The following is a 21,960-nucleotide window of genomic DNA, read 5'->3' on the forward strand; positions in this document are numbered from 1 at the left end:
GGGGCCGGTACGGACTCCGTACCGGCCCCCCTTTCGTTCATCCCGCCCCGGTGTGTCAGTCCTGCACGATGTCGAGCCGTTCGCCCATGACCGAGACCCGGTAGGGCCGGTCGGTGTCGGCGGTCACCCGGACCGCCCCGCCCGTGCGGACCACCCGGTACGTCGCTGCGGTGGCACCGGTGAGGTCCGGGACCGTCACCGTACGGGTGAAGTCACCGCTCCCCTCGGGGGCGAAGACCCGCAGCTCCGGACCGTCGGTCCAGTCCCCGTCGGGGCGCGAGACGTCCGCGCCCAGCGCGAGCACCGCGCCGGGGCGGACCAGCAGCGGCAGGCTGTCGAAGCCGTACGTATCCTCGCGCCAGGCCGGACCGGTGACGGTCTCGCCGGACAGCAGGTGGGTCCAGGTGCCCTCGGGCACGTAGTACTCGACCCGGCCCTCCTCGCTGAACACCGGGGCCACCAGCAGGTCCGGGCCGAGCAGGTACTGCCGGTCCAGGGTGCGGCTCGCCGGGTCGTCGGGGAACTCCAGCAGCATCGGGCGCATCACCGGCACGCCGGTGCGGTGCGCCTGCACGGCCACGCCGTACAGGTACGGCATCAGCCGGTGCTTCAGCTCCGTGAACTGCCGTGCCACGTCCACCGCTTCGTCGCCGAACTCCCACGGCACCCGGTAGGACGACGAGCCGTGCAGCCTGCTGTGCGAGGAGAGCAGTCCGAAGGCCAGCCAGCGCTTGAACACGGCGGGGTCCGGCGTCCCCTCGAAGCCGCCGATGTCGTGGCTCCAGAAGCCGAAGCCGGACAGCGAGAGGGAGAGGCCGCCGCGCAGCGACTCGGCCATCGCGCCGAAGGACGACCAGCAGTCACCGCCCCAGTGCACGGGGAACTGCTGGCCACCGGCCGTGGCCGAGCGGGCGAACAGCACCGCGTCACCCGGCCCGCGCTCCTTCTCCAGGAGTTCGAAGACGGCCTTGTTGTAGAGGTGCGTGTAGTAGTTGTGCATGCGCTCCGGGTCCGAGCCGTCGTGCCACACGACATCGGTCGGGATGCGCTCCCCGAAGTCGGTCTTGAAGCCGTCCACGCCCTGGTCGAGCAGCACCTTCAGTTTGCTCCGGAACCAGGCGGTCGCTTCCGGGTTGGTGAAGTCCACCAGCGCCATACCGGCCTGCCAGCGGTCCCACTGCCAGATGTCGCCTTCGGCCGTGCGGACGAAGTAGCCCTTCTCGGCACCCTCCGCGTAGAGGGCGCTCTTCTGCGCGATGTACGGGTTGATCCACACGCAGATCCGCAGTCCCCTCGCCTTCAGCCGGGCCAGCATGCCGACCGGGTCGGGGAAGGTCCGGGGGTCCCATTCGAAGTCGGACCACTGGTACTCGCGCATCCAGAAGCAGTCGAAGTGGAAGACGGACAGCGGGATCCCGCGCTCCTCCATGCCGTCGACGAAGGAGGCGACAGTCGCCTCGTCGTAGGAGGTGGTGAACGACGTGGTCAGCCAGAGGCCGAAGGACCAGGCCGGGGGCAGTGCGGGCCGGCCGGTGAGCGCGGTGTACCGGCCGAGCACCTCCTTGGGCGTGGGGCCGGCGACGACGTAGTACTCGAGCGTCTGGTCCTCGACGCTGAACTGCACCTGGCCGACGGCTTCGGAGCCCACCTCGAAGGACACCTTGCCGGGGTGGTTGACGAAGACGCCGTAACCGCGCGACGAGAGGTAGAAGGGGACGTTCTTGTAGGCCTGTTCGCTGCTGGTGCCGCCGTCGGCCTGCCACATGTCGACGATCTGGCCGTTCTTCACATAGGGCGTGAAGCGCTCCCCCAGACCGTGGACGGTCTCGCCCACCCCGAGTGACAACTGGGCGAACATGTGGTGCGCGCCGTCGGCCAAGGTGGCGAAGGCGGTCCCCTTGCGGCCGGCTGCCGTCAGCAGCGCACCGTCCGGGTCCCGGAACTCGAGGGCGAACGCACCCTCGGTGGGCAGCCGGAGCGTCAGCGGCCCGCTGGTCAGCTCGGCGGCGGCGCCGTCCGTCCGGGTGGTCGCGGCGGCGGTGCCGGTGGCCCCCGGCAGCTCGAAGTCGGGGCCGCGGTGGCGCCGGCCGGCGTGGTGGGTGACGCGCACCCCGATGATCCCCTCGGCGGGCGCGAACGCCTCCACGGTGAGCAGCGGCGCGTTCAGGGTGTCCCCGCGCCGTTCGACTCGCTGGACGGCGGCGTAGGCGGTGAGGCGGTCGGCTGCGAGCTGCAGGTCGCGGAGGTCGGTGGCGTACGAGGCGTGCACACCGTCGCGCATCTGCCAGAAGCCGTCGGTGAACTTCATGGGGGTCCTTAGCCGTTCGTTCAGGTGAGTACGCATTTGATCGTACACAAAACAAATTCTGCGGGAAGCCTCCGGAAAGCCTCTGGTCGGACCCCGTGCGAGCTCGCGCATCACAGATTGTGACCTGTAGACCACCCACGGGGTCTAGAAACGGTCGAGGGAATGCAGTATTAGTACTGTCAACAAACAAATATGTCTTCCGGCCCCTTCGGCTGGTCCGGCCTTCACCCGTTCCTTCCTTCGTCGACAAGAGGCAGATCATGTCGGATCGATTCACCCCCACCAGCGCTGACAAGTTCACCTTCGGTCTGTGGACCGTCGGGTGGCGGGGCAACGACCCCTTCGGTGAGCCCACCCGCGCCGCCCTGGACCCCGTCGAATCCGTCGAGCGGCTGGCCGAGCTCGGCGCGCACGGCGTGACGTTCCACGACGACGACCTGATTCCCTTCGGGTCGTCGGACGGTGAGCGCACGGCGCTCGTCGCACGCTTCAAGGACGCGCTGGACCGCACCGGTCTCACGGTGCCGATGGCCACCACCAACCTCTTCACCCACCCGGTGTTCAAGGACGGCGGCTTCACCGCGAACGACCGGGACGTCCGCCGGTTCGCGCTGCGCAAGGTCATCCGAAACATCGACCTCGCGGCTGAGCTGGGCGCCGAGACCTACGTCGCCTGGGGCGGCCGCGAGGGCGCGGAGTCCGGCGGCGCCAAGGACGTACGGGTGGCGCTGGACCGGATGAAGGAGGCCTTCGACCTGCTCGGCGAGTACGTCGTCGACCAGGGCTACAACCTGCGCTTCGCGATCGAGCCGAAGCCCAACGAGCCCCGCGGCGACATCCTGCTGCCCACCGTCGGTCACGCCCTGGCCTTCATCGAGCGCCTGGAGCGCCCGGAGATGTACGGCGTGAACCCGGAGGTCGGCCACGAGCAGATGGCCGGGCTCAACTTCCCGCACGGCATCGCCCAGGCCCTGTGGGCGGGCAAGCTGTTCCACATCGACCTCAACGGCCAGTCGGGCATCAAATACGACCAGGACCTGCGCTTCGGCGCCGGTGACCTGCGCCAGGCCTTCTGGCTGGTCGACCTGCTGGAGACCGCCGGTTACGAAGGCCCGAGGCACTTCGACTTCAAGCCGGTCCGCACCGACGGCTTCGACGGGGTGTGGGAGTCCGCGAAGAACTGCATGCGCAACTACCTGATCCTCAAGGAGCGCGCGCTGGCCTTCCGCGCCGACCCGGCCGTGCAGGAGGCGCTGGCCGCCTCCCGTCTTGACGAGCTCGCGCAGCCCACCGCGGCCGACGGCGTCAAGAGCCTGCTCGCGGACCGCTCCGCGTACGAGGAGTTCGACGTCGCGGCGGCTGCCGGGAAGAGCATGGCCTTCGAGGCGCTCGACCAGCTCGCCATGGAGCACCTGCTCGGCGTCCGCTGACCGTCCCGGGGTGTCCGGCGGCCCGGCCGCCGGACACCCCGCGGGCCGGGGCACCGCCCGGCCCACCCACACCCTCGGCGTATGGACACCCTCCGCCTACGGACCTGCCGGATCCGTATCGGGCCGTGCGCCGCCACCTCGTTGGGACAAGGCGTCCCCCCGGGCCGGCACCCCTCCCATGCAAGGGCACCACCGTGACAACTCACCCCCCGGACAGCACGCGCCGTCGGCCGCGCCGTCACCGCCGAAGGGTTCTCGTCCCGCTCGGGCTTGTCTCCGCGTTCGTCGCCGCCGCGGCGCTCTCGGGTTGCGGCCAGCAACGCGACCCCGACGTGTACACCGTCCTGAACTCGTCGACCGACGAGTCCTACCACCGCTGGGACGCGGACACGCTGTCCCGGTGCAGCAAGCAGCTCGGGGTGCGGATCGAGCAGCAGAGCGTGCCGGCCGCGCAGGTGATGACGAAGGCGCTGCGGATGGCGTCCTCGAAGTCGCTGCCCGACGTGCTCCAGCTGGACGCATCCGAGATGCCGACCTTCGCCGAGGCCGGCGGGCTGATACCGCTGAAGGACCTCGGCCTGTCCACCCGGGACATACCGGACGGCATCGTCAACTTCGGCTCGTACAAGGGGACGTACTACGGCGCCGCCCTCACCGTGAACACCCTGGCGTTGTTCTACAACAAGGACACCCTCGCCGAGGCCGGTCTGAAGGTGCCCACCACCTGGGCGGAGATGCGGGCGACAGCGAAGCAGCTCACCCGGGGCAAGCGCTACGGCCTGGCCCTGAGCGCCGGCGGCGCGGAGGACGGGGTCTTCCAGTTCACGCCGTTCATGTGGTCCAACGGCGGTGACGAGACCAAGCTGGACAGCCCGCAGGTCGTCGAGGCGCTCGACTACTGGAAGAGCCTGCTGAAGGACCGCTCGCTGTCCAAGTCCACGGTGAACTGGACCCAGGCGGACGTCAACGACCAGTTCATGGCGGGCAACGCGGCCATGATGATCAACGGTCCCTGGCAGGTGGAGACGCTCAACACCAACAAGAGCCTGCACTGGGGCATGGCGAAGATCCCGGTGCCCAAGGCCGGCGACGATTCGGTGGGGCCGCTGGGCGGTGGCGTGCTGACCGTGCCCAACACCGGGGACAGCAAGCGGCAGAAGATGGCCGCGCGGATCATCACCTGCATGTCCAGCGAGCAGGAGGAGATCACCTACGCGCTGAACAGCTGGATGGTGCCCGCCGACGAGAAGGCCGCAGCGGTCTGGCGCAAGAAGGTCCCGGAGCTGAGCTCCCTCGCCGACCAGGTCGCCACCGCCCGGTCGCGTACCGCGAAGCTCGGCGCCGGCTGGTCGTCGGTCTCGCTGGCGCTGCAGAGCGCCTTCCAGTCCGCACTCACCGGTGAGTCCAGTGAGGCCGCCCTCAAACGTGCCCAGCAGCGCGCCACGAGCGGGAACTGAGGTAACTGAACCCATGTCGACCACCACTGCTTCCGCCGCCGCGCCCCTGCCGCAGACGTCCACCGCACCGAAGAAGGTGAGCCCGGCCCGCAACAGGCGCCGCAGGAAGCTCACCCAGTGGGGCTTCATCGCCCCAGCCGTCATCTTCATGGTGCTGTTCTTCGGCTACCCGCTCGTCCGCAATGTCGTGATGAGCTTCCAGGACTACTCGCCGTCCACGTTCTTCACCGGCAAGGCTCCGTTCAACGGCACCGCCAACTGGAGCAACGTCTTCAAGGACGAACTGTTCGGCAAGGCGCTGTGGCACACCATCGTCTTCACCATCGGCTCGCTGATCGGCCAGTTCTGCATCGGGCTCGGCCTCGCCGTCTTCTTCAGCCGGCGCTTCCCGCTCAACGGTCTGCTGCGGTCGCTGATCCTGCTGCCCTGGCTGGTCCCGATGGTCGTGTCCGGTGTCGTCTGGCGGCGCATCTTCGACCAGGACACCGGCGTCCTCAACTCCTTTCTCGCCACCGTCGGCTTCGGTGGCCACACCCCCTGGCTGACCAGCACCAGCATGGCGCTGGTTTCGGTGATCCTGGTCAACATCTGGATCGGCATCCCGTTCAACATGGTGATCCTCTACGGAGGACTCCAGGAAGTCCCCAAGGAACTGCACGAGGCCGCTTCGCTCGACGGTGCCTCCGCCTGGCGGACCTTCCGGTCCGTCACGCTGCCGCTGCTCAAGCCGGTGATCACCGTGGTGCTGGTGCTCGGCTTCATGTCGACGGTGAAGATCCTCGACCTGGTCCTCGCCCTCACCGACGGCGGACCTGCGGACTCCACACAGACCCTGGGCACGCTCACGTACCAGAACTCCTTCGTCCAACTGGACTTCGGCGCCGGCGCCGTGGTCGGCAACATCCTGATCCTGATCTCCGCCGTCTTCGCGGTGTTCTACCTGCGGGCCAACCGCAACGAGGGGAAGTGACCGGCATGGCGACCACCGCCCCCGCCGCCCCGCCGGCGGCCGGCAGCAAGCCGAAGCGCCGCTGGGGTGCGACCGTCTTCGGCGTGCTCGTGCTCTGCGTGATGCTCTTTCCGCTGTACTGGATGGTCAACACGGCGCTGCAGCCCGCTTCAGGACTGCTCGAAGTGCACCCGGTCCCGCAGAGCCTCGACCTGTCGGGCTTCCGCTCGGCCATCTCCGACCAGGGCACCCATCTGCTCACCTCGCTCGCCGTCGCGCTGGGCGCCGTGGTCATCTGCCTGGCGATCGCCGCGCCGGCCGCCTACGGTCTCTCCCAGTTCAAGCTGCGTGGCACCAAAACCATCGTGTTCGGCACCCTGATCACCCAGATGGTGCCCGGCATCGTCATCGCCAACGCTTTCTACAGCGCCTATGTGGACCTCGGCCTGGTCAACTCCTACTTCGGGCTGATGCTCGCGGACGCCTCGCTGGGCATTCCGTTCGCGATCGTGCTGATGCGCGCCTTCATGGTGGCCATCCCGCGTGAGGTCATCGAGGCGGCCGAGGTGGACGGCGCGGGGCGGCTGCGTACCTTCGTCCGGGTCGTGCTGCCGATGAGCCGCAACTCGCTGATCACCGCGGGGTTGTTCTCGTTCCTGTACGCCTGGAGCGACTTCATGTTCGCCCTCACGCTGAACACCACGGACGACGTCAAGCCCATCACGCTGGGCATCTACCAGTACCTCGGCGCGCACGTCGGTGACTGGGGTTCGGTGATGGCCGCCTCGGTGCTGTCGGCGATCCCCGCGGCCGTACTCCTCGTCCTGTCCCAGAAGTACATCGCTGCCGGAATCACCGGCGGCTCGGTCAAGTAAGGTCCCGCATGCCAGAGCTGCCCACCTTCCCGCCCGGATTCGTCTTCGGCGCGGCCACCGCCTCGTACCAGATCGAGGGTGCCGTGCGGGAGGACGGCCGCGGCCCGTCCATCTGGGACACCTACAGCCATCTCCCGGGCGCCACGGATCGCGGCGACACGGGCGATGTCGCCTGCGACCACTACCACCGCTATCCCGAGGACGTGGCGCTGCTGCGTGACCTCGGCGTGGAGTCCTACCGCTTCTCCGTGGCCTGGCCGCGTATCCAGGCCGAGGGCTCCGGGCCCGCCAACCCCAAGGGCCTCGACTTCTACTCACGGCTGGTCGACTCGCTGCTCGAAGCGGGCATCGAACCGGCCGCCACCCTCTACCACTGGGATCTGCCGCAGGCGCTGGAGGACCGCGGTGGCTGGCGGGTGCGGGACACCGCGGAGCGGTTCGCCGAGTACACGGCGATCGTCGCCGAGCACCTGGGTGACCGGGTGCCGCGCTGGATCACTCTCAACGAGCCCTGGTGCAGCGCCTTCCTGGGCTACTCGGTGGGCCGGCACGCGCCCGGCGCGAAGGAGGGCAAGGGCGCGCTGGCCGCCGCCCACCACCTGCTGGTCGGCCACGGCCTGGCCATGCAGGCACTACGTGCGGCGGGTGCCGGCGAGGCGGGGATCACTCTCAACCTGGACCGCAATCTCCCGGCGACGGACTCCGACGCCGATCTGGCCGCGGTGGTCCGCGCCGACACCCTGCACAACCTGGTGTGGACCGAGCCGATCCTCGCGGGCCGCTACCCGGCCACCGAGGAGGAGACCTGGGGCGAGCTGATCACCGCGCCGGACTTCCGCCGGGACGGAGATTTGGAGCTGATCGCGCAGCCGCTGGATTTCCTGGGCATCAACTACTACCGGCCGATCGTGGTCGCGGCCGCTGCGCACCGGGAACCCGATCCGGCGCGCCGGGTCGCCACCGACAACCGCTTCACCGAGACGCAGTACCCGAACGTCCGGCGCACCGCGATGGGCTGGCCGGTCGTGCCCGCGTCCTTCACCGATCTGCTGACCACCCTGAAATCCGCCTACGGGGACGCGCTGCCGCCGGTGTACATCACCGAGAACGGCTCGGCCGAGCCGGACACCGTCGACCCGGACGGCGCCGTCCACGACACCGACCGGGTCGAGTACCTCCGGAGCCATCTGACGGCGCTGCGGGCTGCCATGGACGCGGGGGTCGATGTGCGGGGCTATTACGTCTGGTCGCTGCTCGACAACTTCGAGTGGGCGCTGGGTTATGCCAAACGGTTCGGGATCGTCCGGGTCGACTACGACACTCTGGTGCGCACCCCGAAGGACAGCTACCACTGGTACCGGGAGCTGATCGCGGCACACCGCGGTTAGCCGCGCACCGCAGCTGCCGTGTGGGGTCCCTACTCGCGGATCAGGGCAGTGACCACTGCCGGCAGCAGGACACAGCACACCGACCGCTGCCGGCAAAGCGAAGAGCACCAGGGACGGGTCGACCCAGGGCGGCACGAGGTCGAAGTTCCCGTTGCACTTGCTGTGCAGCGGGAACCAGTGCTGGAACTCCGCGGCGTGCGCCTCCCGGTAAGCCTCGTCGTAGCGGACACCGTGCCCGTGGACACAGGCCTGGCTGACGTCCAGGCCTCCGGAGAGGCCCCCGTCAGCCAGGCCACCGAGCACCCGGCTCCACCGGTCGACACGCAGGCCGTGCTCAGTGACAGCCATGTTCCGGGCTTTCCCCAGCGGCCGGCACCGGCAGCTCGAATGCTGCCGCGGACTCCGGCGACCATACCGAGGCACAGGATCCCGCCCACGGCGGCCACCATGATGCCGAAGCTTGTACAGCGACGGGCCGCACCCCGGAGTCCCGGGATGCGGCCCTTCCGTGCGTGATTCCTACTTGCGGATCAGGCTGCGCAGCACGTACTGCATGATGCCGCCGTTGCGGTAGTAGTCCGCCTCACCGGGGGTGTCGATGCGGACGACCGCGTCGAACTCCACGCCGGTGTCGGTGGACACCTTGACCGTGCGGGGCGTCACGCCGTTGTTCAGCTCGGTCACGCCGGTGAAGGAGAAGGTCTCCTGACCGGTGAGGCCGTAGGACTCGGCGGTCTTGCCCTCCGGGAACTGCAGCGGCAGGACGCCCATGCCGATGAGGTTCGAGCGGTGGATGCGCTCGTACGACTCGGCGATGACGGCCTTGACTCCGAGCAGCGCGGTGCCCTTGGCCGCCCAGTCGCGGGACGAGCCCGAACCGTACTCCTTGCCCGCCAGGATGGTCAGCGGGATGCCGGCCGCCTGGTAGTTCTGCGAGGCGTCGAAGATGAACGACACCGGGCCGTCGGGCTGGGTGAAGTCGCGGGTGTAGCCACCTTCGGTGCCCGGGGCGATCTGGTTGCGCAGCCGGATGTTCGCGAAGGTGCCGCGGATCATCACCTCGTGGTTACCGCGCCTCGAACCGTACGAGTTGAAGTCGCGGCGCTCGACGCCGTGCTCCGTCAGGTACTTGCCGGCCGGGGAGTCGGCCTTGATCGCGCTGGCCGGGGAGATGTGGTCGGTGGTGACCGAGTCGCCCAGCTTGGCGAGGACCCGGGCGCCGGTGATGTCCTCGACCGGGGCGGTCTCCATCGTCATGCCCTCGAAGTACGGGGCCTTGCGGACGTAGGTGGAGTCCGGGTCCCACTCGAAGGTGTCGCCGGTCGGGATCGACAGGGACTGCCACTGGGCGTCGCCCGCGAACACGTCCTGGTAGGACTTGTTGAACATGTCCTCGCCGATGGAGTTCGCGACGACGTCGTTGACCTCGGCCTCGGTCGGCCAGATGTCCTTGAGGTAGACCGGCTTGCCGTCCTGGTCGGTGCCCAGGACGTCCCGGGTGATGTCCACCTTCATGGACCCGGCGATGGCGTAGGCGACGACCAGCGGCGGGGAGGCCAGGTAGTTCATCTTGACGTCCGGGTTGATGCGCCCCTCGAAGTTGCGGTTGCCGGAGAGCACCGAGACCACGGCCAGGTCGTGGTCGTTGACGGCCTGGGAGACCTCCTCGGGCAGCGGGCCCGAGTTGCCGATGCAGGTGGTGCAGCCGTAACCGACGAGGTTGAAGCCGACCTTGTCGAGGTAGGGGGTCAGACCCGCCTTGTCGAAGTAGTCGGTGACGACCTTGGAGCCGGGGGCGAGGGTGGTCTTGACCCACGGCTTGCGGGTCAGGCCCCTCTCCACCGCCTTCTTCGCGACCAGCGCGGCGGCGACCATGACGTACGGGTTCGAGGTGTTGGTGCAGGAGGTGATCGCGGCGACCGTGACGGCACCGTGGTCGAGGTCGTACGTCGTACCGTCGGGGGCGGTCACCGGGGTACGGCGGGTCGGCACACCGTTGTGGGTGGCCGGGGCGTCGGAGGCCGGGAACGACTCCTTGCCCGCCTCCTCGTCGTCGGATACGTAGTTCCGGACGTCCTGCGCGAACTGCTGCTTGGCGTTGGCCAGGACGATGCGGTCCTGCGGGCGCTTGGGGCCGGCGATGGACGGGACGACCGTGGCGAGGTCGAGATCCAGCTTCTCGGAGTAGTCCGGCTCGGCGGCCGGGTCCAGCCAGAGGCCCTGCTCCTTGGCGTACGCCTCGACCAGCGCGACCTGCTTCTCGTCACGGCCGGTCAGACGCAGGTACTTCAGCGTCTCGTCGTCGATCGGGAAGATCGCGGCGGTGGAACCGAACTCCGGCGACATGTTGCCGATGGTGGCGCGGTTCGCGAGCGAGGTGGCACCGACGCCCTCGCCGTAGAACTCGACGAACTTGCCGACCACGCCGTGCTTGCGCAGCATCTCGGTGATGGTGAGCACCAGGTCGGTGGCGGTGGTGCCGGGGTTCAGCTCACCGGTCAGCTTGAAGCCGACGACGCGCGGGATGAGCATGGAGACCGGCTGACCCAGCATCGCGGCCTCGGCCTCGATCCCGCCGACGCCCCAGCCCAGCACGCCCAGGCCGTTGACCATGGTGGTGTGCGAGTCGGTGCCGACCAGCGTGTCGGGGTACGCCTGGCCGTTCCGCACCATGACGGTACGGGCCAGGTGCTCGATGTTGACCTGGTGGACGATCCCGGTGCCCGGGGGGACGACCTTGAACTCGTCGAAGGCGGTCTGGCCCCAGCGCAGGAACTGGTAGCGCTCCTTGTTGCGGCCGTACTCCAGCTCGACGTTCTGCGCGAAGGCGTCGCTGGTGCCGAACTTGTCCGCGATGACGGAGTGGTCGATGACCAGCTCTGCCGGGGCGAGCGGGTTGATCTGTGCCGCGTCACCGCCGAGCTCCTTGACGGCCTCGCGCATGGTGGCGAGGTCGACGACGCACGGTACGCCGGTGAAGTCCTGCATGATCACGCGGGCCGGCGTGAACTGGATCTCCTGGTTGGGCTGGGCCTGCGAGTCCCAGCCGCCGATGGCCCGGATGTGGTCGGCGGTGATGTTAGCGCCGTCCTCGGTACGCAGCAGGTTCTCCAGCAGCACCTTCAGGCTGTAAGGGAGGCGCGCGGAGCCCTCGACCTTGTCCAGCTTGAAGATCTCGTACGACTCGTCGCCCACGCGCAGCGTGCTGCGGGCGTCGAAGCTGTTCGCCGACACGACAGTCTCCTTCATCAAATGTGCGCGTACTACCGCGCCGCGCCTCATTTTGCGGCCGGCGCCGCGGGTGCGCCTACGGCTCCTCGACCATCCGCTAGAGTAAGGGCTGGTTAGGTAACCCTTACTTTCGGCGGCCGTCTGCGCCTTCGGCAGATATCTCGATGTCGAGATAACTCTAGTACACGACCGGCCGGAGGTCATGTGGGGACTGTCACTGTCCCTACCCGCCCCCGCCGCGTCGTCACTCCAACAGCCCCCCCGGCAAACTGTCATCTCATATCTGAGATAGCGTCTGCCGTATGGCAGACGACTACCTCGTACGCATCGGAAAGCTCATCCGTGACGCCCGCCAGCACCGGGGCTGGACACAGACTCAGCTGGCCGACGCGCTCTCCACCAGCCAGAGTGCCGTGAACCGCATCGAGCGCGGGAACCAGAACATCAGCCTTGAGATGATCGCCCGCATCGGCGAGGCGCTGGACAGTGAGATCGTCTCGCTCGGATACGCGGGGCCGATGCATCTGCGGGTGGTGGGCGGACGCCGGCTCTCCGGATCGATCGACGTCAAGACGAGCAAGAACGCGTGCGTGGCTCTGCTCTGCGCCTCTCTGCTCAACAAGGGGCGCACCGTGCTGCGCCGGGTGGCGCGCATCGAGGAGGTGTACCGGCTCCTCGAGGTGCTCAACTCCATCGGCGTGCGCGCCCGTTGGATCAACGACGGGAAGGACCTGGAGATCGTCCCGACGGGCCCGCTGGACATGGAAGCGATCGACGCGACGGCCGCCCGCCGTACCCGCTCCATCATCATGTTCCTCGGCCCGCTGCTACACCGCCTGGACACCTTCAAGCTGCCCTACGCGGGCGGATGCGACCTCGGTACGCGCACCATCGAGCCGCACATGATCGCGCTGCGCCGCTTTGGCCTGGAGATCAGCGCGACCGAGGGGCTCTACCACGCCCGGGTGGTCCGCGGCGCGGCACCCGACCGTCCGATCGTGCTGACCGAGCGCGGCGACACCGTCACCGAGAACGCACTGCTCGCCGCCGCCCGCAATGACGGTGTGACGATCATCCGCAACGCGTCCTCCAACTACATGGTCCAGGACCTGTGTTTCTTCCTGGAGGCCCTGGGCGTGAAAGTCGAGGGCATCGGCACCACGACACTGACGGTGCACGGCACCCCGTCCATCGATGTCGACGTCGACTACTCGCCGTCCGAGGACCCGGTCGAGGCGATGAGTCTGCTGGCGGCCGCCGTGGTGACGGAGTCGGAGCTGACGATCCGCCGGGTGCCCGTCGAGTTCCTGGAGATCGAGCTCGCGGTCCTCGAGGAGATGGGCCTCGACCACGACCGGAGCGCCGAATACCCGGCCGACAACGGCCGCACCCGGCTGGTGGACCTCACCGTCCGCCCCTCCAAGCTGGAAGCGCCGATCGACAAGATTCACCCGATGCCCTTCCCCGGGCTGAACATCGACAACGTGCCGTTCTTCGCGGCGATCGCCGCCGCCGCGCAGGGACAGACCCTCATCCACGACTGGGTCTACGACAACCGGGCCATCTACCTGACAGACCTCAACCGCTTGGGCGGCCGGCTGCAACTCCTCGACCCGCACCGGGTCCTGGTCGAAGGCCCGACCCGCTGGCGAGCCGCCGAAATGATGTGCCCGCCCGCCCTGCGCCCCGCGGTGGTGGTGCTGCTGGCCATGATGGCGGCCGACGGCACATCGGTACTGCGGAACGTGTATGTGATCAACCGCGGGTACGAGGAACTGGCCGAGCGGCTGAATTCGATCGGGGCGCAGATCGAGATCTTCCGGGATATCTGAAGACCTGCAGAAATAACTCCGTCACACCTCTCCTGACTTGTACAAATGCGGGGCGAGGCGGGGGTGCGGCGGAGTCTCTGGGGCTGTAACCGAGAGCAAGGAAAGCCATGGCGACCGTGAGCGTCCGCTATATCGTGAACGACGTCGACGAGGCAATCTCGTTCTACTGCCGGCAGCTTGGCTTCAGCGAGGTGATGCACCCCGCTCCGACCTTTTCCATGCTCTCGCTAGGCGATCTTCGTCTCGTACTCAGCGCCGCCGGGGACGGTCCCGGAGGCGGACAGGCCATGCCAGATGGCACACTGCCGCATCCCGGTGGGTGGAACCGATTCACGATTGAGGTCTCGGACCTCACGGCAACCGTCGAGACATTGCCTGCGAGTGGTGCGCACTTCCGCAACAACATCGTGACCGGCGTGGGCGGCAGGCAGACACTGCTCGAAGACCCCTCGGGCAACCCCATCGAGCTTTTCGAACCGATCCTGCCGGAAGCCGGGCTCTCGTCCCAGGACTGACAGTTCCCTCAGCGGTAGGCCCTGACGGCCGAACCGCGACGCCACCAGCCAGAAGCGGGCGACACGCGACCGATCGGTCGCCGTCCACCGTACGCCGTATCGGGTGACATGAGCCGCGCCCTCCGCGCGTCTCTCAGTGCTTCCCAAGGACTCCATGCAGGCTGGGGTCGATCCTTGGAGGCTTCTCATGTCTGTACCCGCCCGCGCACCTCGCCACCTGTCGCACGTCCTGGTCGCTCTGGCCGTGGGCATTCCCGCACTCGCTCTGGCGTGGTCCAGCACCGCGGGCGCCGCCACCGGCGTCCCCGAGCCCTCTCGACCCGGCGATGACTTCGCCGGCTCCCAGATCCTCCGGCACGAAGGCACGAGCAAGAGTGGCGTCGCACTCACCGCCACCCGGGGCACCCAGGGCGTCGACGTCAGCAGTCATCAGGGCAACGTCGCATGGTCCACGCTGCGGAAGTCCGGCGTGCGGTTTGCCTACATCAAGGCGACGGAGTCCACCAGTTATAAGAACACGTCGTTCACTCAGCAGTACAACGGGTCATACAAAGCCGGTATCATCCGTGGCGCCTACCATTTCGCCACCCCCAACACATCCAAAGGCGCCACCCAGGCCAAGTACTTCCTCGCCCACGGCGGCCGCTGGTCCAAGGATGGCAAGACCCTGCCCGGCGCTCTGGACTTGGAGTACAACCCTTACGGCGCCGCCTGTTACGGACTGAGCCACCAGGGCATGGTCAACTGGGTCAGGGACTTTTCCAGGACCTACAAGGCGAAGACCGGCCGGGACGTCGTCCTGTACACCTCCACCAAATGGTGGAAGACCTGCACAGGGAACAACTCCGGGTTCGGCAAGACCAATCCGCTGTGGGTGCCGCACTACGGTTCGTCCGTCGGGGTCCTGCCCGCGGGCTGGACGTACCAGACCCTGTGGCAGTACACCTCCACGGGAGCGACCGTCGGTGACCATGACCGGTTCAATGGGAATCTCGACCGAGTGAAAGCCCTCGCGAACGGCTGACCAGCGTCCTTCAGGCCCCGGCAGGCCCAAGGCCATGACGCGGATTCCCGAGATCATCACATGGTTCCACCGGCGTGGCGAACGGGTCGGACGGGCGCTCGGTCAGGGCGCCATGGCTCGTCGTCCTGCTCACGAGGGGCGACAGCCTGCCGGCACTCCCTCCCTCAGCCGGCGTTGAGCGCAGCGATGGCGCGAGCCGTTTCGGCCATCCGCTCGCGCAGCGCCGCCGGTTCGATGACCTCGATCTCCGCGCCCAGAGCCAGGAATTCACGGCAGGTGTGGTCCAGGGACTCGATCGGGAGGACCGCGCGGGTCCAGCCGTCAGGCTGCACTTCGCCGGAGGCGTCCAGTGACCGTGCCGCCGCGCCCGTCAAACGGGCCGCGCCGTCGGGCGACACCCGGACGACAGCGTCCGCGGAGTGCAACCAGGCGTGGAACTCCGCTTGGTAGCCCTGCCAGTACCCGAGCAGGTCGAAATCCTCAGGAACGGTGAACTCCTCCTCCTGGACCCCCAGTTCGAGGATCTGGTCCACCCGGTATACGCGCGGGCCAGGAGCCGCGACCACGTACCAGCGCCCCGCCTTGAGAACCAGCCCGTACGGTTCCAGCCGCCGCTCCACATCCGTGGGCTCCTGCCAGCGCCGGTAGCGCAGCTGCAGCACGCGGCCGTTCCACACGGCATCGGCGACCGCGGACAGGAACGGAACCGGGTCCGCCTCCGCATACCAGCCGGGCGCGTCGAGGTGGAACCGCGCCTGGATCCGGCCGGCCTGCTCCCGCAGCGCGGGCGGCAGCGCGGCGCGCACCCGCAGTTGCGCCGCGGCCAGCACCGACCCGAGACCGAGCTCCGCCGCCGGTCCGGGGATACCGGACAGGAACAGCGCCCCGGCTTCCTCCGAGCTGAGGCCGGTGAGGCGGGTGCGGTAGCCCTCGAGCAGTTGGTAGCCGCCCCGGTGCCCGGCGTCCCCGTACAACGGGACACCAGCCGCGTGCAGTGCGTCCATATCCCGGTAGACGGTCCGCACCGAGACCTCCAGTTCGTCGGCGAGCTCGGAGGCGGTCATCCGGCCTCGGGTCTGGAGCAGTAGCAGGATCGAGACGAGTCGACTGGCGCGCATGGAGAAGATTCTCTCGTTCTTCACTGACAGGAGGTGTCAGTAGATCGGCCCTAGCGTGCGGGCATGGGTTTCGAAGAGAAGATTCTGAGGACTCCGCCACCGATCGAGGTGGGCGGGCGTCGCTTCAAGCGCTACCACGTCAGCGCCGATCCGACGGGTATCGCCCCCGAGATCGAGAAGGCGGCCTACGCCGTCCTGCCCGAGCTGCTGCCGGCACCGGACGGTACCCCGTCGGCCGGTTTCGTGGCGTTGCACCGGGGCGGCGACACCGGCGCCTACCTGAACGCGTACAGCTGGGTCTGGGACAACGTGCTGGACTTCCGCGGTGCAGCGGCGGGCCGGCCGGTACGGGGCTGCCCTGACCTGGACCCGGCGCATTTCATCGTGCAGCCCCGGCCGTGGATCGGCTGTGTGTGGGAACTGCCGCCGCTCACCCACGAGCGCGACGCCTGGGTCAGGCACATGCTCGTGCCGGAGCAGCCGGATCTGGACGCCTACCTCGCCGATTCGCCGGCCGAGGAAACCACGGGAGGACGCGCATGAACGACTTCGACTTCCTTCTCGGGGAGTGGGACGTGGCCAACCGCAGGCTGCGCGACTCCCTGGTTTCGGACAGCGGGTGGGAGCAGTTCGGCGGGAAAAGCCGCTGCTGGAGCCTGTTCGACGGGGCGGCGAACATCGACGAGATAGATTGCCAGGAGCGGGACTTCAAGGGACTGACGCTGCGTCTGTTCGACCAGAACACCAAGGAGTGGTCGCTCAACTGGTCCAACAACAACTTCGGCCGACTGGATCCGCCGGTACGGGGGCAGTTCGGGGAGAACGGTGTCGGTGAGTTCTACGGCGACGACGCGTACGCGGGCACGGCGGTGCGGGTGCGGTTCCTGTGGTCGCACATCACCGACACGACCGCTCGCTGGGAGCAGGCCTTCTCCGTGGACGGCGAACGCAGTTGGGTGACGAACTGGATCATGGATTTCGCCCGCAGGGGCTGAGGCCAGACGCGCTCCTGGCACCAGGGACGCCATGTCCACCAGCGACACCGGGCTGGGCAAGGCCGATCAGGTTCGTGGCCCATGGCGAGGCTATCACCCGCCGAACCTCGCGCAGCAGCGCCCGGTCGACCGCGGCACGGAGGGGTTGCCGAGCAGGTGGGCCGGGCGGGCACGGCCCACCTGGCCTGACTTGCCGTTTCTGCGCATGTCGGCACGGCCTGGAAAGGCTGCTCCTGAACACCTTTGTGCACGAAGCCGAGCGCCACCTCGGGCGGGACGCCCTTCGTCGGACGCGGCACGCCAGGCTCGAACGACGTCACCGCACCGCCCCGGCAGGCATGGTCGACGCGATGGGAGCCCTTCGCGTTGCGATGCATACAGAACGCCCGTCCCCCCTCGGACCGCGCCGCGAGGTACCTGCCCGCTTGGCAGTGGAATTCCTCCGGCGCCGACGTCCGGACCGCCGCCGAACCCGCTGCCGTACCTACGCCCGCCGGGCACGCGCGACGCGCCGCCCGACCGACCGCGGGCTACCGCGCGTCGGTCCTCCTGTACGCCCGCCCGGAGGTCCGCTACGTCGTCGACGTCTCGCGGCGTGAGGCCGCTTGACCTTGACACGGTGACAAGGCTTTCCCTGTGTCGAGGAGGTGATCCCGATGACCATGCCCACAGCGGACACGAACACGACCCGGGCTCTCCGGGGGCTGGAGCACAGCAGCTCGTCGGTGCGGCTGCAGGCAGCGCTGGCGGCCGGCACGTCCCCGGGCCCGCAGTTCGTCGACAAGCTCATCGAGCGGTGCACGATCGAACCCACGTTTCACGTGCGTGAAATGCTCACCTGGGCACTCACCCGCCACTCGGCATCAATAACGGTCCCCAAGCTCATCGACGAACTCCGCTCGGAGCGTGCGCAGGCACGGAGCCAGGCGCTGCACACACTGTCGAAGATCGGGGATCGGCAGGCATGGCCGGCCATCACACGGGCGCTTCTGACCGATGCCGACGACGAGGTGGCGCGGAGCGCCTGGCGAGCAGCAGTCGTACTCGTGCACGAAGGCGAAGAGCCCGATTTGGCCGGGGCGTTGGCGACACAACTCGGGCGCGGCGAGCGTGCCACGCAGCTGAGCCTCAGCCGTGCGCTGATCGCTCTCGGTGAGGTGGTCATGCCGTATCTGCGCGCCGCGATGACGGATCTCGACCCTCGGGTACGTCAGCACGCGATCGCCACCGAACGGCTGTTGGACAACCCCGATGCCGGATTCGAGTTCGCGATCGAGGAGGCGAAGCGCATCGTAGCCCTCGAGAGAACCGGCGGGGAGAGGTGACAGGCAGTGTTGATCGGTGAGGTGGCACGGCAGTCCGGGGTCAGCGCCCGGATGCTCAGACATTACGACTCGCTCGGCCTGGTGCGGCCAACGGGTCGTACCGAGGCGGGTTATCGAGAGTACTCCGGCGAGGACATCAGGCGGATCTTCCATATCGAGAGCCTGCGGTCATTGGGGCTGTCGCTGCGTGACGTCGGGCGCGCGCTCGATGATCCCGGCTTCGCGCCCTCGGAGCTCGTCGCTGACCTCATCGGCCAAACCCGCGAACGCATCGCAGCGGAGACGGAACTGCTCACACGACTGGGTCGGATCGGTGCGGCGGAACCCGCCGGCTGGGAGGACGTCCTCCGGATCGTTGCGCTCTTCCAGGCGTTGGGGTCGCAGAGCGCCGGGAGGCGCCAGCACGCGGCCCTTTCCTCGGTCGGAGAGGTTCCGGTGCCAGTGGAAGCACTGGTCGAGGCAGTGCTGAGCGAGACGGACCCCAACGTCGCCGGAGCCCTTCGATGGGCTCTGGCGCAGTCGGGTGATGGCGGATCGGAGCTGCTGGCGGAGGGCCTCGGCTCACCCGTGGCCGAGGTGCGGAGACGTGCCGTCCAGTCCATCGCCGAGATGCCGGACGGTACGGCGACCGCGCTGCTGCGGGACGCCCTCACGAACCCCGACGTCGTGGTCCGCAGGTGTGCGGCTCTGGCACTCGGGGCACGTGGAGGAGCTGCCGCGGTCCCGACCCTTATCGACATGGTCGTCGAGGAGGTGAACGACGTCGACGCAGCCGACGCACTGAGCGCGCTGGCGAGTGATCCCGCGTTGGCGGACGGGATCGCCACCGGGCTCATTGACTGTCTCGCCCATGACGCCGCTGCCTCGTCCGCACGTCGACGGCTGACGCAGGCGCTCGCGGATATCCCGGGGAGCATGACGTCGCGTGCCCTCGCGGATCTGTCACATGACGAGGACCGTGCCGTCGCGCTCACTGCGACATACGTTCTCGGGCTGCGCAACGCCCGATAAAGGTCATGACCGCTCAGCCGGCGCGGATCGAAGTGACCTCGTAGTCGACGGCCGAACCGGTCGCCGGTCCGCGGCAGGTCAGCTGACATGGCGGTGTGCGGTGGGCCCGTACCTCCACCTCGAAAGCCGTCGGGTGAGGCGGGCGGCCGGTGATGCGGATCCGCCACTGGTCGTCGTCGCGGGACGTCTCTGTGACGACGTAGTCATGCCGGCCGGCCGGGCCGAAGCGCCCGAGCACGGCGGCGACTGCGGCCTGCTGCGGCGGGAAGAGGTTGGTGTATCCGCGCAGGTGCTCCGCGTGAATACGGTCCGCCAGATGCTCTTCCACCGCTGTGACGGACGACCTGGCGTCGAGACCGCCGTAGTAGACGCCGTCGGGCGCGACGACGACGTTGGCGGCGAACCTGTCGCCGCCCACATGCGTGCATTCCCACACCAGCTCCGGCCAGCGCTCGCTCAGCGTACGTCCCACGGGCCGTCCGCGCACCGCGCAGCAGGTGTCGTGCTGACCGTGTGCGCAGACGAGGACGACGGGCGGACAGCCGAGTTCCCCGGGGGCTCCGAGCGCTCCGGCGATCTCCGCCAAGTCCTCGTCACCGCTCCACGTGCCCCATTGCTGGCGGTGGGCGCCGGAATTCTCGTAGCGCAGTACGGCCCAGTGCCTGGGGCCCTCGGACCTGCGGCGTCCGTGCCGCCTGACCAGGAGCACTCGGGCCCGCGCCGCCCGGGCGGCGGAGAACACGAGTGCTTTGGTTTCAGGCTCGAGATCGAGGCCTTCGAAGCCGTTGGCCGGCCAGCCGCCCCGGTACTCGATGAGGACCCAGGCGAAGCCGTGCGGTGCTGTGCCCACCATTGAGTCACCGCGGATCCGGGCGGCATCGGCGCACAGGAAGCGTTCTGACCCGGTCACCGCGGCGAGGTCACCTTTCGGCGGGCACCAGTACGCCCGCGCGCAGCATTCTCTCGACGAGTTCGACGCCCAGATCACCGGCGGTACGGACCGCACCGTCGAGCAGGCGGGACACCGACGGCAGATCGTTTTCCTGGAAGTCGAGCCTGCCCACGCGCGTGGTCAGGCGCGGGCCCTCCAACCGCGCCTCCAGCGCCTCACGGAGCCGCACCGGCGACTCAGGGCCGAGGCCGTCCACGGCCCTGAACTGGGCCAGCGGTCCCAACGGCGCCGGGCGTCCCTGGCCTCGCCGGGTGCGGTGGAACAGCGGAGCGGAATCGGCCTCCGCGACGGCGGCGACGAGGCGTTCACGGACGAGGTCGATCTCGCCGGCCGGTCCGTCCACGCCCAGGGGCAGGGTGCTGCGCATCCGGGGATCATCGCGCAGCAGCGCGAGTGCGGACTGGGCGAGCTGTTCGGCCAGCGCGTAGCGGGTCCAGCTGTGGATTCCGAGCGTCAGGTGGATCGAGACCTCGCCTTGCGCCCGGGCGGTGTGCAGCCAGCCCCGCGGCAGGTAGAGGGCATCGCCGGGCTCGAGCACGGTGTCGATGGACGGCGTGCCCTTCGCGGCCTCGGCGACGGCGAAGCGGTGATCGGTCCACGGCTGATCGCGCAGCGGGTCGGGATGGACGGGCGGGTGGACGAGCCATCGCTTGGTGCCTTCGATCTGAAGGACGAAGACATCGTGCACATCGTAGTGTGCGTCGAATCCGCGGTTCTGCGGCGGAGTGACGTAGGCATTGGCCTGCACCGGATGTCCCAGCTCGGTGCTCAGCCCGGCGCTGAGGTCCCCGACCGGCCCCCACGTGCGATGCAGAGCCTGCAGGACGAGGGTGGCGCCGTCGGCGAACCCGCGCCACAGAGCGGTGTCGTCGAGCTGGTCGGAGATGGTGGCGCCGACACCGGCGGGCGCGGTGAATGACGACTCGGGAAGTGTGGAGCCGTCCTTGGCAACGCGGAGGAAGGGCGTACGCAGTCCACGACGCGAGATCAGTTCGTCCACGGCGTCGGCCGAGAACAGGTCCGAGAAATCGCCGGCGCGGCGTGTGAGCAGCGGCGCCCGCGCCCAGACGTCACGGGCGAATTCCTGCTGGCTCAGGCCGGTCAGGCGTGTCTCCAGAACCCCGGCGCCTGCTGTGGCGCCGGCGTCCCGAAGCTCGGTCCCGGGGGTGCTCAAAGGCGGCTGCCGGACTCTCCGGCACCCCCGTCGGCGCCACCATCAGCGCCGCCGTCGGCACCCCCGTCGGCCCCACCATCGGCACCCCCGTCAGCGCCGCCGTCGGCCCCACCGTCGTGGACGCCGGGCGTACCGGCCGCTCCACCGTCCGCAGGACCCTCCGCACCGCCATCGGCGCCGCCGTCGGCACCACCGTCGTGGACGCCCGGCGTACCGGCCGCTCCACCGTCCGCAGGACCCTCTTGCTCATTCGGATGCTCGGGATTGGTCATAGTTCCTCCTGAGAATCAAACGGCTGGGGCCGGGCTCCCGTATGGGCGCCTGATCGTCAGACAGGGCGATCCCTCGTGGGCACCGACCACAATCACCGTATCGC

Annotated in this window: 18 protein-coding genes; 13 read left to right on the top strand and 5 right to left on the bottom strand. The window is 68.6% G+C overall.

Annotated elements, in window-relative coordinates; genetic code table 11:
- Positions 1 to 55: 55 nt before the first annotated feature.
- Positions 56 to 2,308, bottom strand: coding sequence for an alpha-xylosidase (gene yicI, locus AB0M87_RS09005; protein WP_365851234.1), 2,253 nt, complete (start codon positions 2,306 to 2,308; stop codon positions 56 to 58).
- Between the two features lie 260 nt (positions 2,309 to 2,568).
- Between yicI and xylA the strand changes: the two genes are divergently transcribed.
- The 5 genes from xylA to AB0M87_RS09030 all read left to right on the top strand — a co-directional run bounded on the left by xylA (position 2,569) and on the right by AB0M87_RS09030 (position 8,407).
- The gene (xylA, locus tag AB0M87_RS09010; RefSeq protein ID WP_365851235.1) at positions 2,569 to 3,738 is read left to right on the top strand and encodes a xylose isomerase; all 1,170 of its coding nucleotides are present in this window, start codon (positions 2,569 to 2,571) and stop codon (positions 3,736 to 3,738) included.
- 194 nt (positions 3,739 to 3,932) lie between these two features.
- A complete protein-coding gene (locus AB0M87_RS09015; protein ID WP_365851236.1) occupies positions 3,933 to 5,195 on the top strand; it encodes a sugar ABC transporter substrate-binding protein in 1,263 nt (420 codons plus the stop codon).
- Between the two features lie 13 nt (positions 5,196 to 5,208).
- Positions 5,209 to 6,165, top strand: a complete 957-nt coding sequence (locus tag AB0M87_RS09020; protein ID WP_365851237.1) for a sugar ABC transporter permease — start codon at positions 5,209 to 5,211, stop codon at positions 6,163 to 6,165.
- Between the two features lie 5 nt (positions 6,166 to 6,170).
- Entirely contained in the window at positions 6,171 to 7,019 is an 849-nt protein-coding gene (locus AB0M87_RS09025) for a carbohydrate ABC transporter permease (RefSeq protein WP_365851238.1), read from the top strand.
- A gap of 8 nt (positions 7,020 to 7,027) precedes the next feature.
- Positions 7,028 to 8,407, top strand: coding sequence for a GH1 family beta-glucosidase (locus AB0M87_RS09030; RefSeq protein WP_365851239.1), 1,380 nt, complete (start codon positions 7,028 to 7,030; stop codon positions 8,405 to 8,407).
- Between the two features lie 519 nt (positions 8,408 to 8,926).
- On the opposite strand, the gene acnA is transcribed toward AB0M87_RS09030, so the two are convergent.
- Positions 8,927 to 11,641 carry an aconitate hydratase AcnA gene (acnA, locus tag AB0M87_RS09035; RefSeq protein WP_365851240.1) on the bottom strand — a complete coding sequence of 905 codons (2,715 nt, stop codon included), beginning with the start codon at positions 11,639 to 11,641 and terminating at the stop codon, positions 8,927 to 8,929.
- Positions 11,642 to 11,940: 299 nt separating this feature from the next.
- On the opposite strand from acnA, the gene AB0M87_RS09040 reads away from it, so the two are divergent.
- The 3 genes from AB0M87_RS09040 (at position 11,941) to AB0M87_RS09050 (ending at position 15,009) form a co-directional block, all read left to right on the top strand.
- Positions 11,941 to 13,470, top strand: a complete 1,530-nt coding sequence (locus tag AB0M87_RS09040) for a UDP-N-acetylglucosamine 1-carboxyvinyltransferase (protein ID WP_365851241.1) — start codon at positions 11,941 to 11,943, stop codon at positions 13,468 to 13,470.
- A gap of 107 nt (positions 13,471 to 13,577) precedes the next feature.
- Positions 13,578 to 13,985, top strand: a complete 408-nt coding sequence (locus AB0M87_RS09045) for a VOC family protein (RefSeq protein WP_365851242.1) — start codon at positions 13,578 to 13,580, stop codon at positions 13,983 to 13,985.
- 187 nt (positions 13,986 to 14,172) lie between these two features.
- On the top strand, positions 14,173 to 15,009 hold the full coding sequence (locus AB0M87_RS09050) for a lysozyme (RefSeq protein WP_365851243.1): 837 nt from the start codon (positions 14,173 to 14,175) through the stop codon (positions 15,007 to 15,009).
- A gap of 164 nt (positions 15,010 to 15,173) precedes the next feature.
- Here the strand turns inward: AB0M87_RS09050 and AB0M87_RS09055 are convergent, their stop codons facing one another.
- Positions 15,174 to 16,127, bottom strand: coding sequence for a YafY family protein (locus AB0M87_RS09055; protein ID WP_365851244.1), 954 nt, complete (start codon positions 16,125 to 16,127; stop codon positions 15,174 to 15,176).
- Positions 16,128 to 16,190: 63 nt separating this feature from the next.
- On the opposite strand from AB0M87_RS09055, the gene AB0M87_RS09060 reads away from it, so the two are divergent.
- The 4 genes from AB0M87_RS09060 to AB0M87_RS09075 all read left to right on the top strand — a co-directional run bounded on the left by AB0M87_RS09060 (position 16,191) and on the right by AB0M87_RS09075 (position 19,458).
- Positions 16,191 to 16,670, top strand: a complete 480-nt coding sequence (locus AB0M87_RS09060; protein ID WP_365851245.1) for a hypothetical protein — start codon at positions 16,191 to 16,193, stop codon at positions 16,668 to 16,670.
- Positions 16,667 to 17,122, top strand: coding sequence for a hypothetical protein (locus tag AB0M87_RS09065; protein ID WP_365851246.1), 456 nt, complete (start codon positions 16,667 to 16,669; stop codon positions 17,120 to 17,122). The genes AB0M87_RS09060 and AB0M87_RS09065 overlap by 4 nt, the downstream gene beginning before the upstream one ends.
- 656 nt (positions 17,123 to 17,778) lie before the next feature.
- Positions 17,779 to 18,447 (top strand): HEAT repeat domain-containing protein, encoded by a 669-nt coding sequence (locus AB0M87_RS09070; protein ID WP_365851247.1) that lies wholly within the window; start codon positions 17,779 to 17,781, stop codon positions 18,445 to 18,447.
- 6 nt (positions 18,448 to 18,453) lie between these two features.
- Positions 18,454 to 19,458, top strand: a complete 1,005-nt coding sequence (locus AB0M87_RS09075; protein ID WP_365851248.1) for a HEAT repeat domain-containing protein — start codon at positions 18,454 to 18,456, stop codon at positions 19,456 to 19,458.
- Positions 19,459 to 19,471: 13 nt separating this feature from the next.
- Here AB0M87_RS09075 and AB0M87_RS09080 read toward each other — a convergent pair whose 3' ends face one another.
- The gene (locus AB0M87_RS09080; protein ID WP_365851249.1) at positions 19,472 to 20,368 is read right to left on the bottom strand and encodes a sucrase ferredoxin; all 897 of its coding nucleotides are present in this window, start codon (positions 20,366 to 20,368) and stop codon (positions 19,472 to 19,474) included.
- Positions 20,369 to 20,378: 10 nt separating this feature from the next.
- The gene (locus AB0M87_RS09085; RefSeq protein WP_365851250.1) at positions 20,379 to 21,584 is read right to left on the bottom strand and encodes a cupin domain-containing protein; all 1,206 of its coding nucleotides are present in this window, start codon (positions 21,582 to 21,584) and stop codon (positions 20,379 to 20,381) included.
- Between AB0M87_RS09085 and AB0M87_RS09090 the strand changes: the two genes are divergently transcribed.
- A complete protein-coding gene (locus tag AB0M87_RS09090) occupies positions 21,518 to 21,868 on the top strand; it encodes a hypothetical protein (RefSeq protein ID WP_365851251.1) in 351 nt (116 codons plus the stop codon). The two genes, AB0M87_RS09085 and AB0M87_RS09090, sit on opposite strands and share 67 nt — an antisense overlap.
- Positions 21,869 to 21,960: the final 92 nt, after the last annotated feature.

The organism is Streptomyces sp. NPDC051320 (assembly GCF_040682175.1).
GTDB lineage: Bacteria > Actinomycetota > Actinomycetes > Streptomycetales > Streptomycetaceae > Streptomyces.

What these genes read in the sequence shown, in the direction of transcription:
- yicI (WP_365851234.1), bottom strand. Translation starts at nt 2,308, where the DNA reads ATGAAGTTCACCGACGGCTTCTGGCAGATGCGCGACGGTGTGCACGCC.
- xylA (WP_365851235.1), top strand. Translation starts at nt 2,569, where the DNA reads ATGTCGGATCGATTCACCCCCACCAGCGCTGACAAGTTCACCTTCGGT.
- AB0M87_RS09020 (WP_365851237.1), top strand. Translation starts at nt 5,209, where the DNA reads ATGTCGACCACCACTGCTTCCGCCGCCGCGCCCCTGCCGCAGACGTCC.
- AB0M87_RS09025 (WP_365851238.1), top strand. Translation starts at nt 6,171, where the DNA reads ATGGCGACCACCGCCCCCGCCGCCCCGCCGGCGGCCGGCAGCAAGCCG.
- AB0M87_RS09030 (WP_365851239.1), top strand. Translation starts at nt 7,028, where the DNA reads ATGCCAGAGCTGCCCACCTTCCCGCCCGGATTCGTCTTCGGCGCGGCC.
- AB0M87_RS09040 (WP_365851241.1), top strand. Translation starts at nt 11,941, where the DNA reads ATGGCAGACGACTACCTCGTACGCATCGGAAAGCTCATCCGTGACGCC.
- AB0M87_RS09045 (WP_365851242.1), top strand. Translation starts at nt 13,578, where the DNA reads ATGGCGACCGTGAGCGTCCGCTATATCGTGAACGACGTCGACGAGGCA.
- AB0M87_RS09050 (WP_365851243.1), top strand. Translation starts at nt 14,173, where the DNA reads ATGTCTGTACCCGCCCGCGCACCTCGCCACCTGTCGCACGTCCTGGTC.
- AB0M87_RS09055 (WP_365851244.1), bottom strand. Translation starts at nt 16,127, where the DNA reads ATGCGCGCCAGTCGACTCGTCTCGATCCTGCTACTGCTCCAGACCCGA.
- AB0M87_RS09060 (WP_365851245.1), top strand. Translation starts at nt 16,191, where the DNA reads ATGGGTTTCGAAGAGAAGATTCTGAGGACTCCGCCACCGATCGAGGTG.
- AB0M87_RS09065 (WP_365851246.1), top strand. Translation starts at nt 16,667, where the DNA reads ATGAACGACTTCGACTTCCTTCTCGGGGAGTGGGACGTGGCCAACCGC.
- AB0M87_RS09070 (WP_365851247.1), top strand. Translation starts at nt 17,779, where the DNA reads ATGACCATGCCCACAGCGGACACGAACACGACCCGGGCTCTCCGGGGG.